Source organism: Mycobacterium sp. TH-M82 (assembly GCF_057473605.1).
This window is the reverse complement of record NZ_JBYCKY010000614.1, coordinates 1-8,333: the sequence shown is the minus strand read 5'-3', so window position 1 is coordinate 8,333 and position 8,333 is coordinate 1. Positions and strand designations below refer to the sequence as shown.

At 67.0% G+C, this 8,333-nt stretch carries 10 protein-coding genes; 5 read left to right on the top strand and 5 right to left on the bottom strand.

Annotation, left to right across the window (positions count from 1 at the left end; genetic code table 11):
- The 4 genes from AC2VON_RS18225 to AC2VON_RS18210 all read right to left on the bottom strand — a co-directional run.
- On the bottom strand, positions 1-1,105 hold a 1,105-nt coding region (locus AC2VON_RS18225), incomplete at its 3' end, for a ComEC/Rec2 family competence protein (RefSeq protein ID WP_486954214.1).
- A gap of 27 nt (positions 1,106-1,132) precedes the next feature.
- The gene (locus AC2VON_RS18220; protein ID WP_486954213.1) at positions 1,133-2,011 is read right to left on the bottom strand and encodes a ComEA family DNA-binding protein; all 879 of its coding nucleotides are present in this window, start codon (positions 2,009-2,011) and stop codon (positions 1,133-1,135) included.
- Positions 2,012-2,050: 39 nt separating this feature from the next.
- Entirely contained in the window at positions 2,051-2,212 is a 162-nt protein-coding gene (locus tag AC2VON_RS18215) for a hypothetical protein (protein ID WP_486954212.1), read from the bottom strand.
- Entirely contained in the window at positions 2,197-2,739 is a 543-nt protein-coding gene (locus tag AC2VON_RS18210; protein ID WP_486954211.1) for a DUF4352 domain-containing protein, read from the bottom strand. The genes AC2VON_RS18215 and AC2VON_RS18210 overlap by 16 nt, the downstream gene beginning before the upstream one ends.
- A gap of 126 nt (positions 2,740-2,865) precedes the next feature.
- Here AC2VON_RS18210 and AC2VON_RS18205 point away from each other — a divergent pair, with 126 nt between their 5' ends.
- From AC2VON_RS18205 to AC2VON_RS18195, 3 genes are all read left to right on the top strand, one after another.
- Complete coding sequence (locus AC2VON_RS18205) at positions 2,866-4,032, top strand: acyl-CoA dehydrogenase family protein (protein ID WP_486954210.1); 1,167 nt, start codon at positions 2,866-2,868, stop codon at positions 4,030-4,032.
- Between the two features lie 7 nt (positions 4,033-4,039).
- Positions 4,040-5,146 (top strand): acyl-CoA dehydrogenase family protein, encoded by a 1,107-nt coding sequence (locus AC2VON_RS18200; RefSeq protein ID WP_486954209.1) that lies wholly within the window; start codon positions 4,040-4,042, stop codon positions 5,144-5,146.
- Between the two features lie 78 nt (positions 5,147-5,224).
- Positions 5,225-6,286: an NAD(P)H-dependent amine dehydrogenase family protein gene (locus AC2VON_RS18195; protein WP_486954208.1), complete on the top strand. Its 1,062-nt coding sequence runs from the start codon at positions 5,225-5,227 to the stop codon at positions 6,284-6,286.
- On the opposite strand, the gene AC2VON_RS18190 is transcribed toward AC2VON_RS18195, so the two are convergent.
- Entirely contained in the window at positions 6,270-6,896 is a 627-nt protein-coding gene (locus tag AC2VON_RS18190; RefSeq protein WP_486954207.1) for a PepSY domain-containing protein, read from the bottom strand. The two genes, AC2VON_RS18195 and AC2VON_RS18190, sit on opposite strands and share 17 nt — an antisense overlap.
- Before the next feature lie 147 nt (positions 6,897-7,043).
- Here AC2VON_RS18190 and AC2VON_RS18185 point away from each other — a divergent pair, with 147 nt between their 5' ends.
- Both AC2VON_RS18185 and AC2VON_RS18180 read left to right on the top strand, forming a co-directional pair.
- On the top strand, positions 7,044-7,520 hold the full coding sequence (locus tag AC2VON_RS18185; protein ID WP_486954206.1) for an MmpS family transport accessory protein: 477 nt from the start codon (positions 7,044-7,046) through the stop codon (positions 7,518-7,520).
- Positions 7,517-8,333: MMPL family transporter (locus AC2VON_RS18180; protein WP_486954205.1), on the top strand; the 817-nt coding region annotated here is incomplete at its 3' end. The genes AC2VON_RS18185 and AC2VON_RS18180, both read left to right, overlap by 4 nt.

The window sequence follows — 8,333 nt, the reverse complement described above, 5'->3', positions numbered from 1 at the left end:
CGCCGACCACACCGGCCAGCCCGGCCGGAACGGGCGCGCTGGCCGCCGGCATACCGGCCGACCAGTGCGCGATCCGGCAGACCCACCACAATTCCGGACCGGTGAACCGGATCAACAACTGCGCGCCGGCCGGCCACCACCCGCACAACGCCGCAGCCGTGCTGCCCAGCACGGTGATCGGCGCGACCAGCGCCGCCACCGCGAGGTTGGCCGCCACACCGACCAAGCTGACGCGGCCCGACACTCCGGCGATTAGCGGAGCGGTCACCAGCTGCGCGGCCCACGCCACGCACACCGCGGCGCGCGGGCCGACCAGCCGCGCCGAGAACAGCACCGCCCCGCAGACGATCGTGACGTTGGCCCCGGACACCGCCATCAGATGCATCAGGTTGGAGTCGCGGAACTCTCGGCTGGTGGCGCCGGTGACCGCGGAGGTGTCACCGAGCACCAGCGCCGGCAACATCCTGGCCTGCTCGCCGGGTAACGCCTGGCGGGCGGTGGCGGCGAACCGGGTGCGGACGGTGTGGGCGATCCGCTGGGCCACCCCGGCGCGGCCCCAGGCGGGCGGCCCGGTGGCGGTCAGCACCGCCACCGTCAGGTCGCGCCGGGCGGGACGGGCGATGCGCGCACGGAAAGCCACCGGTTGACCCACCGTCAGCTCGCCGAAGTCCGCACTGGGCGCAAAAACCACCACCCGGCCGGACGACACGTCACCGCCCAGCCGCTGCAGGGTGGCGCGGAATATCAGCCGGCCCCCTCCCGCCGGCAGCGCACTCTCACTGGGGGTGACCGTCACCGCAGCGACGGTGCCGAACGCCGCGGTGACCGGGTGGTGACGGATCGCGCCGGCCCGCAGCCCGATCGCGCACCCGAAACCCGCCCCCACCACTGCGACCGCGACCAGATTGGCGCTCAGTATGCGCCATCCCGGGCGGGAAACCCGTTCGGCGTGCCACCACAGCGCACCCGATGCGGCACCCAGCAGTACGCACAGCGCCGCGATCATGCCCCCGACCGGCCACACGATCCCGGCTGCGGTGACGATCCAGCTGGTCAGCGCTGCCGGAACCAGCCGAACATCCAGCCGGAGCCCCGAGGTCAACAAGCCGTCGGACCGGATGCCGCAGCGAGTTCAGGTACGGACCAGGGGACGCAGCTTCGCCAGGCGCGCCGGGCCGATACCGTCCACCTCACCGAGCTGGTCGACACTGGTGAACTTGCCGTGGACGTCGCGCCACGCCACGATCGCGGCGGCGGTCACCGGGCCGACGCCGGGCAGCGCGTCCAGTTGCTCGACCGTCGCGGTGTTGAGGTTGACCAACTCACCTGGTTTGGGTCGGCTGGGGGCCGGCACGGCACCAGGGGCGTTGGAGCCGGCTGGGCCGGCTGGGCCGGTCGAACCGCCGCCGACCGAGCTGCCCAAGACGGTCGGTTGCCCGGACGGCGGCGCGATCCCGACGACGATCTGCTCGCCATCGGCGAGCTGGCGCGCCATGTTCAACCCGACGGTGTCCGCGCCGTCCAGCGCACCGCCGGCAGCGGTGAGCGCGTCGGCGATGCGGGCGCCGGGCGCCAACGTCGCCAACCCGGGACTGTGCACCAACCCGACCACACTGACCACCACCGGCTCGTCGGATCCGTTCGCCGCACCCGGGCTTGAGCTGGCATGGGGGCTCGCCGAGGAAACCATCTCCACCGGGGGGAGTTTCGCCGACATCACCGGCGCCGGCCGGTCCCGGATCATGGTGAACACGGTGATCAGCACCGCGATGGCGGCCACTGCCGCCAGCGCGATGGCACCGGCCCGGCCGGGGTCGGCGCGCACCTTGTCCAACCAGGCCGGCCCGCCGTCGGTAGCGGACCCGTCGGGCAGCCAACGCGGCAGCAGCGAGTTGGGATCGTCGTCCGAGCCGGCCGGGTCCGGCCCGTCGTGCTGGTCGTCGGTGGTGTCGGTTCCCGGTTGGCCGGCGAGTCGCCGGCGCAGCCGCTCACCGGGCAGTTCGGTTCGCATGCGCCGACCGTAGCCGTGGCGACCGGCCGGATCACCCGATCAGACCGGGTACAGAGCCAAACTGTGGGCCAGTACCAGGCTGTGCAGAAACCGGGTTCTCCCGGTGTTGTGCTGCTCATCGCCGCAGCCAGCCACCATCCCAGCCACCGCCAGGACCATCACGGTGGCAACGGTGGTGGCTGCTCTCAGGTGCTCAGCCACTCGCCGACATCACGGGCGATCCCCGATGACGGCGTGTACGTGACCTTTGCCGGCGTGACGCCCGGCGGAAGCTTGAACACCACGCAGCCGGCCGCGGTGGAACCCACCGGGATGATGAACCACCCATCGATGAAGTCCCTGCACTCGATCACGGTCGCAAGGTCAGCGGTGTATTCCTGCTTGTCGGATCCGACCATCGTGACATTGCTGTTGCTGTTGCCGACGATGGTCGTCGACCCGACGTTTTTGATCGTCAGTTTGGTGGCGATATAGGTTTTCCCGGGTTCGGACCAGCCGTTCGGAACGGTCGCCGGATTGATGACCTGCACCAGCGTCACCGCGATCGGCTGCTCGCCGATGCGCATGAGGTCGAGGGTCTGACCGATCCGGGCGACTTTCGGAGCGGGCGGCGGCGTCGACGGGAAGGTCGTCATTACCCCTGAGTCGCTCGGCTGCATCGAACATGATGCCGAACCGGATACCGTCACCAAGGAGAACACCGACACAGCGATGACGGACCGTTTCACTTGGCCTACCTTGCCTAATTTGCCTTACTTTTTGACCGCCGCTACACCGAAAAGCGTACACAGCATACGATTCGCCACGATACTGCACTGGTTGGGTCATCACCGAAGGGACCAGGAGACGGCTCTATGCAACTGGCGCTCACCGCGGAACAAGCCGCCTTCCGCGATGAACTTCGCAGCTTCTACACCACCGAAATCCCTGCGGAGATCCGCGAGCGGGTCCGCTTGGGCGTGCCGGTGCTGCCCGACGACCTCGTCGCCACCCAGCAGATCCTCAACGCCCACGGGCTCGCCGTGCCCAACTGGCCGGTCGAGTGGGGCGGCAAGGACTGGACAGCCATCCAAAAGCAGATCTGGCTCGACGAGATGCAGCTGGCATGCGTGCCGGAGCCGCTGAGCTTCAACACCACGATGGTCGGCCCGGTAATCGCCGAATTCGGTTCCCCTGAGCTCAAGAAACGCTTCCTGCCCGCCACCGCGAACCTGGATATCTGGTGGTGTCAGGGCTTTTCCGAACCGGAAGCCGGCTCGGACCTGGCGTCGTTGCGCACCACCGCGACATGGGACGGTGACGGCTACATCGTCAACGGGCAGAAGACCTGGACCACGCTGGGTCAGTACGCGGACTGGATCTTCTGCCTGGTGCGCACTGACCCGCAGGCGCCGAAACGCCAGGCCGGCATCTCGTTTCTGCTGTTCGAGGTGTCGACGCCGGGTGTCACTATGCGACCGATCAAGCTCATCGACGGCGGCGTGGAGGTCAACGAGGTGTTCTTCTCCGACGTCCGGGTGCCCGCCACCCAGCTGGTCGGCGAGGAGAATCACGGCTGGATGTACGCGAAGTTCCTGCTGGGCAACGAGCGGACCGGCATCGCCGGGGTGGGCCGCACCAAGGTCCTGCTGGCCGAGGTGAAAAAACACGCCGCAGCGACAGGCATGCTCTTCGACCCGCTGTTCGCGGCCAGGTTGGCCGAGGCTGAAAACGGGTTGCTGGCACTGGAACTCACTCAGATGCGGGTGGCGACCGGTTCTGCGCGCGGCAGACCCAACCCAGCGTCGTCGGTACTCAAGCTGCACGGCAGTCAACTGCAGCAGGCGACGATCGAGCTGCTGGTCGAGGTGGCCGGCCCCGACGCGTTGCCGTTCGCCGACGGTGACGACAGCGACATCGCATCACCGGGGTGGGCGCGGCGGGCCGCACCGCGGTATCTCAACTACCGCAAGGCATCGATTTATGGTGGCAGCAACGAAATTCAACGAACCGTCATCGCGTCCACCATCCTGGGTTTGTGAGGCGGCCATGGACTTCCATTTGAGCGACGAACAGGTCCTGCTGCGGGAAACCGTCCACGACTTGGTGTTTCGCAGCTATGACACGGAAAGCCGTAACAGCGTCGTGGCGACCGACCTGGGCTGGAGCCGCGAAGTGTGGAAGCAGCTGGCCGAGGCCGGGATTCTCGGACTCGGTTTCGACTCGAGCGAGTCCGGTCCGATCGAGATCCTGCTGGTGCTGACCGAGATCGGGCGGCGCCTGGCGCCCGAACCCATCTTCGCGGCGGCATTGGGGCCGGGCAGGCTGGTCGTCGAGCAGGGTAACGCCGAACAGCACGCGCTGGTCGAGGAAGTTGCGGCAGGCCGACGGATGCTCGCGTTCGCGCACCTCGAACCGGGAATGCGTTCGGTTGCGTCGGCTGTGACGACCGCTGCACTCCCACATGGTGAATCGTGGCTGTTGAGCGGTCGGAAGAACCCCGTCCCGGCTGGCGAATGCGCCGACACGCTGGTGGTCAGCGCGGCGCTGCCGGACGGCGGTACCGGCTTGTTCCTGGTGGATGCGCCGACCGTCAACCGCCATCCGTACCGGACCTTCGACGGCCAGCGTGCCGCGCAGATCGATCTGGACCGCACACCCGCGCAGCCGCTCGGCGCCCCGGTCGACGCGTCTGCGGCAATTGCCGGGACCGTCATCCGCACCCAGTCGGCGCTGTGCGCCGAGGCGGTCGGCGCGATGGAGGAGGCGTTGCGGCTTACCACCGAATACCTCAAGACCCGTAAGCAGTTCGGGGTCACCCTCAACACGTTCCAGACCCTGACCCAGCGCGCTGCCGACATGTACGTCTCGTTGGAGATGGCCCGCAGCATGAACTTCTACGCCGCAATGTCGATCGCCGACGGCACCATCGACCCGGTGATCGCGGCGCGGGCCAAACTGCAGGTCGGGCGGTCCGGGCGGCACATCGCCCAGGAGGCAATTCAGTTGCACGGCGGTATCGGCATGACCTGGGAGTATCCGGTCGGCCATTACGCCGCCCGGCTCACCGCGATCGAGTACACCCTGGGGTCGTCGCAGGACCAGTTGCATGTCCTTGTCGACCACCTCGGCGACTACGACGTCGTCACGCTGTAGCCCCTGCACAAACGGGAGGCCCCGCCAAGTCGCGACAGAGGAGTGGCCTCAGAAGAAGCCCCCATATGGTAGGGAACCATGAGCACGCCGCTGCGGGTAATCCAGTGGACGACCGGCAACGTCGGACGGCGATCGCTGCACGCGATCATCGGCCGGCCCGACATGGAGTTGGTCGGCGTCTACGCACACGGTCCCGACAAGGTCGGCATCGACGCCGCCCAGCTGGCCGGCTGGCCGGAACCCACCGGGATCACCGCCACCAACGACGTCGACGCACTGCTCACGCTTAAACCGGACGCGTGCTGCTACAACCCGCTCTGGCCCAGCGTCGATGAGCTGGTCCGGCTGCTGGAGGCCGGCGTAAACGTCTGTTCCACGGCGGCCTGGATCACCGGCGGCAAACAGAGTCCCGCAGACCGCAAACGCATCGAAGACGCCTGCTCAGCGGGGCAGTCGACGATCTTTGGCAGCGGGGCACATCCCGGGATCACCAACATGGTCGGCATGGTGCTGTCCGGTTGCTGCGAGCGGGTCGACGAGATTCGCATTACCGAGTCGGTCGACTGCTCGAGCTACCAGTCGGCGGGCACCATGGCAGCGATGGGTTTCTCGCAGGATCCCGACACTCCCGGCCTGGCCGAAAGTGTGCGCGCCGAATCCGAGGTATTCGCCGAGTCGGCGGCGATGATGGCCGACGCGATCGGAGCGGAGCTGGACCGCGTGAGCTTCGACGTACAGTTCACCGCGGCCACCAGGGACAGCGACCTGGGCTTCATGCGAATCCCCGCCGGAACCGTCGGCAGCGTCTACGGGTACCACCGCGGCTGGGCCGGCGGGCGCAATGTGGTCAGCGTCGGATTCAATTGGGTGATGGGCGATCACGTCACGCCGCCCAAACCGGTGGCGGACGGCCATGTGATTCAGCTGTTCGGGGTACCCAACATGCGCACCGTCATCCACTGCCTGCCGCCGAAGAATTGGGCCGAACCGGGCTTCGGCGGGCTGGGCTCGATCTACACCGCGATGCCGGTCACCAATGCGGTTCCGGCGGTGGTCGCCGCGCGACCGGGCATTATCACGCTGGCCGACCTGCCGCCGGTCACCGGCCGGGCCGGGCCGAAGGTCAGACCTGCTTGTTAGCCACCAGGTCACCGGAGACCGCGTTGACGGTGACTTCGTGTTCGACCAGGTAGGTGTCCCACACTTGGGCTTCCCAGTCGGTGGTGGCGTCGGTGCCGGTGAGCTTCAGTTCGGTGATCGAGCCGTTCGGCACCGCCGCCAGCATCTTGTCCACCGCCGTCCGGTAGTCCAGTTGCGCGGCCTGCGCCCCGTGCAACAGGGCGCGGCGTTTTTCCTTGTCTGCGGCGCTGTCGTTGTTGAGGGTGGGCCCGACCAGCACGGTGATGCCGTCGACGCCGATTTTCAGCTGCTGCTCGGTGCCGTCCGGGCTGGTCAACCGAACCTTCCAGGTTCCCGCGTCGTCGGTCTCGCTTTCGATGAAAGTCAGCGTGGTATCCGGCGCTTTCGCGACGGCCGTCGCTGCGGCGCGCAACAGCGTCTGCGGGTCGGGCGGGCTGTCCGGCCGGGACCACGATGCACCGGAGGTGGTGGTCGTCGCCAGCGGGGAACTGGCCGGGCCGGCCTTGTCGCTGTTGGCACAGCCGGAAAGCACCGGCACCGCCACGGCGGTCAGCGCGGCAAGCGCGACAAGCGCGGCGCCAGTCGAGAGTCGATGTATCACAGCGGCCATGACGGCATGGTAGCGGAGCGCTTCGGCCTACGCTCGGCCCCGGTGACGCTCAGCGCCAACAGGCGGGATCTGCTGACCCGAATTCCTGCGCCGCAGAGACGCACCCCCTACGATCCTTAGACAAGCGAAGGTTATGCTGCCCCTCGGGTGATTCGCGACGGACTGGCGGAAGGCGGTGAGGTGAAGGCGATCTCCGCTACCCGCGGCCTCAAAAAGGCATGGATACCACTGGTCTTCGTGGTGGTGATCGCTGTTTCCAGCGTGGCCGTCGCACGGCTGCACCGGATCTTCGCGTCTCAGGATCTCAACGCCAACGCGGGCGCGGGGATCGAGATCGTGCAGTTCAATCCGAAATACATCGGCTACGAGGTTTTCGGCCCCCCCGGTACCACCGCCAGCATCAACTACTGGGACGCCGAGGCCAACGTCCACCAGCTCGACGGCGTGCCACTGCCGTGGTCGTACACCGTCGTCACCGTCCTCCCCGCGGTCATGGCCAACATCTCGGCGCAGGGGAACACCGGCGAAATCGGCTGCCGCATCAAGATCGACAATCGGCTTCTCGACGAACGGCGCGCCGTCGGCGGCAACGCCCAGACCTTCTGCCTGGTGAAATCCGGATGACGGCGCCCACTGCCAGACACACCGACACCCGCGGTAAGCGGCCGTTCTTCGCACACATGGTGCGCATCTTCGCGGTACCGATCATCGTCTTCTGGGTGCTGCTCACCATCGCGGTGAACACCCTGGTTCCGCAGCTGGAAGTGATCTCCGAGGAGCACTCGACACCGCTGGCTCCGATGGACGCCCCGTCGATGCAGGCGATGATGCGGGTCGGCCAGAATTTCAAGGAATACAACTCCAATAGCACGGTGATGCTGGTTCTGGAGGGACAGCAGGAACTCGGGGAGACCGCCCATCACTACTACGACGAAATACTCAAGAAGCTGGCAAAAAACCCCGCGTACGTCGAGCATATTCAGGATTTCTGGAGCGACAGACTAACCGCGGCCGGTGTCCAGAGCGCCGACGCCAAGAGCGCCTATGTCCTGCTCAACCTTGTCGGCAACCAGGGCACCACCTACGCCAATGAATCCGTCGAAGCGGTTCGCAAGGCGGTCGCCGACACCCCGGCGCCACCCGGCGTACAGGCGTATGTCACCGGACCGGCGGCGCTCACCGCAGACCTGCGGGCAATCGGCGACGCGAGCCTGGGGAAGATCACGCTGTTCACCATCGGCGCGGTCGCGATCATGTTGCTGGTCGTCTTTCGATCGCTCACCACGATGTTGGCGCAGCTTTTCCTGACGCTGCTGGAATTGTCCTGCGCCCGAGGGGTAGTCGCGTTCCTTGGATATCACAACGTCATGGGCCTCACCACATTCGCGGTCAACATCATGGTGATGCTGGCGATCGCGGCGGGCACCGATTACGGGA